Source organism: Moorena sp. SIO3I6 (genome assembly GCF_010672095.1).
On the sequence record NZ_JAAHHU010000580.1, the window covers coordinates 1 to 2,759 of the forward strand.

The 2,759-nt window shown below is 41.8% G+C and carries 3 protein-coding genes; 2 read left to right on the forward strand and 1 reads right to left on the reverse strand.

The genetic code is table 11. The features are described 5' to 3' along the window. Positions 1–128: 128 nt before the first annotated feature. Together F6K49_RS39860 and F6K49_RS39865 are read left to right on the forward strand one after the other, a co-directional pair. Positions 129–977: an alpha/beta hydrolase gene (locus F6K49_RS39860; RefSeq protein ID WP_293106231.1), complete on the forward strand. Its 849-nt coding sequence runs from the start codon at positions 129–131 to the stop codon at positions 975–977. 457 nt (positions 978–1,434) lie between these two features. Continuing rightward, complete coding sequence (locus tag F6K49_RS39865) at positions 1,435–1,869, forward strand: GNAT family N-acetyltransferase (RefSeq protein ID WP_075900539.1); 435 nt, start codon at positions 1,435–1,437, stop codon at positions 1,867–1,869. A 143-nt stretch (positions 1,870–2,012) separates the two neighbouring features. Here the strand turns inward: F6K49_RS39865 and F6K49_RS39870 are convergent, their stop codons facing one another. After that, positions 2,013–2,708 (reverse strand): sucrase ferredoxin, encoded by a 696-nt coding sequence (locus F6K49_RS39870; RefSeq protein ID WP_293106235.1) that lies wholly within the window; start codon positions 2,706–2,708, stop codon positions 2,013–2,015. Positions 2,709–2,759 lie beyond the last annotated feature (51 nt).

Consider the following 2,759-nt stretch of genomic DNA (forward strand, 5'->3'; position numbering starts at 1 on the left):
ATCAGTTATCAAAAAACCTAGCTTCCTTCTGGTAGGTAATCTCTCTTCTGATGCCCTGTTCCCTGTTCCCTGTTCCCTGTTCCCTATTACCTACTATTTATAATTGTTCAACCGCACATGATATTAACATGAATGGGATTAAAAAAAACTACCAAGCAGCAGTATATCTCAACACTGACCTCCAGGGGTCAGGATTCCCAATTCTGTGCCTTCACGGTCATCCAGCCTCAAGTCAGTGCCTTTCCGTTTTTACCCAACATCTATCCCAGAGGTTCTGCACTATCAGCCCTGATTTGCGAGGATATGGTAAAAGTCCAGCTGATCGGGATTTTCAGATGACCGACCACTTGACTGACTTGGAATCCCTGCTCGACTACTACCACATTGACCGCTGTTTGATACTAGGTTGGTCTTTAGGGGGAATTTTGGCAATGGAGCTTGCCCTGAAGCTACCTCAGAGAGTCACAGGTTTAATTTTAATCGCCACAGCTGCTCGACCTTGGGGTAATCATCCCCCCATTAGTTGGCAGGATAATCTCTATACCGGCATCGCTGGTGTCTTAAATTGGTTACAACCAGGATGGCAGTGGAATATTGACACATTTGGTAAGCGATCGCTTTTTCGGTATCTGATCCAACAACACACAAGCAGCACCTACGAGTATATTGCCAAGCACGCCATATCAGCCTATTTACAGACCTCCCAAGAGGCTACACAAGCACTCAACGCTGCCATTAGGGCTGGGTATAACCGTTTGCCAGACTTACACCAGATTCAATGTCCCTCCCTGGTCTTAGCAGGAGCTGCTGATCGCCATATTACCGCAGCATCAAGTAAAGAAACCGCTAAACATCTTAAGGATAGCCAATGGCAATGCTATAAAAATACGGCTCACTTGTTTCCTTGGGAAATTCCCGATCTGGTGTTAAAAGATATCGACAGCTGGATTAGCAATAATCCCCAAGTTTTAAGGTAATCAGAATGTAGAATTAAGAATGGAGAATTAAGAATGGAGAATTAAGAATGGAGAATTAAGAATGGAGAATTAAGAATTCTACAAGTATTCAACCTAATGCAATTAGCCGTGGGCTAAAGGCTCACGCTGCGCGAACAGCTTTCCATAACATAGATTAAACGAATGCTTAGCTGTTTTATAGCCTTTATTCCATGTAATAGGTACAGTTATCAACCTCAAAGTCCCCCTTTTTAAGGGGGATTTAGGGGGATCCCTTTGTACCTCATGGGAAAGAGAATTTCTATATTCAAAAGCTGTTCGATGTAGCGTGCCTTATGCCCATAAGCTGTTCGCGTAGCGCTTAAGCTGATAGCTTACAATTCTAAATTCTAAATTCTAAATTCTAAATTCTAAATTCTTAATTCTTAATTCTTAATTCTTAATTCTTAATTCTTAATTCTCAATATGGTTAAACATCATGACGACTATTGAAGTGCGTCCTGTGAAAAATAAACAAGAGTTAGAGGATATGTACCACCAGCGGTGGCTTGTCTTCAGAAAACCCTTAGGTATGGAGAAAGGAACAGAACAAGACCAGTACGAGAGTAGTGCTTTTCATCTCGTTGCTATCTGTAATAATCAGGTAATTGGTTCAGCAAGATTAAGAGAATTGTCTCCCGGATTGGGCACTATTGCCTACGTTGGACTATTACCTGAATTTCGTCACCAAGGCATCGGAACTAAACTGATCGAAACATTAATTGAAAAAGCCAAAGCAAAGAATCTCAAAGCTTTGAGAGTAATGACTAGAATTAATGCCCTAGGTTTTTATAGTCGCCTTGGTTTTATACCTGACGGTGAGCCATTTGATTATGTTGGCATCAGCCACCAATTTATGTACCTTAATATCTAGCAAAGGGAACAGGGAATAGGCAACAGGGAGTAAGTCCCCATCTCCCCATCTCCCCATCTCCCCATCTCCCTATCTCCCTATCTCCCCATCTCCCCACACCTCCCACCCTCTTTTTAATTATGGGTATTCAACCAGACTTGATATTAGCTTGCCATCTGCGGTTGATAAACTGGAAGAATTTCCAGCAATTCCGAGTAAAGGCAGAGATTCTTGATAGTATATTTAACAAACACTGACTCTTTCTGAGCACCACAAGACCCTTTCAGCTGCAATGTCTTACTTTCATCTTTAATCAATTCAGCACGACAATGGTAAATCAAGCCATTAGGTTTTTGAAAGCTGATCTCAGCTTGAATAGAATCCTGATTCGCATCTTCCTTAATAATTGAACCACCAACTTTATGCTTAAACCAATTCCATCCGTAGCGGAGGATAAGTTCCCTTTCCAATACCTGAATTTTAGTCGGTAGAATTCCCCAACCTCGATAAACTCGATTGAAGCATTCAAGATCACCACTACGGATTAAAATTGATTTAAATGAATCTTGATCTAAAACACCGTAGTATCTTCCATCTGGGAAATCAATCGCAGTGGGAGCAAACCGATGACCACCAAAGTGGCTAGCTTTCCAGAGTCTGACATTGGTTAAGGATAACTCATTAACAGTAGCTAAGGCTTTGCAGTAAAAAGGATTACCATACCTGGCGCAACACACATCATGGCTACCGTGGGTGCAAACTAAAATGTCTCTAGTGTCACTGTCTTGTGTTACACAGTTTGGCGTTTCTCCAGCTAAGAATTGTTTGACAATCCCAGCTACCTCACCAAGATTAGTCACAACACACTATAGCTTGCTGTACCCTTTTAACCTGGCTTCACCGTTGTGACT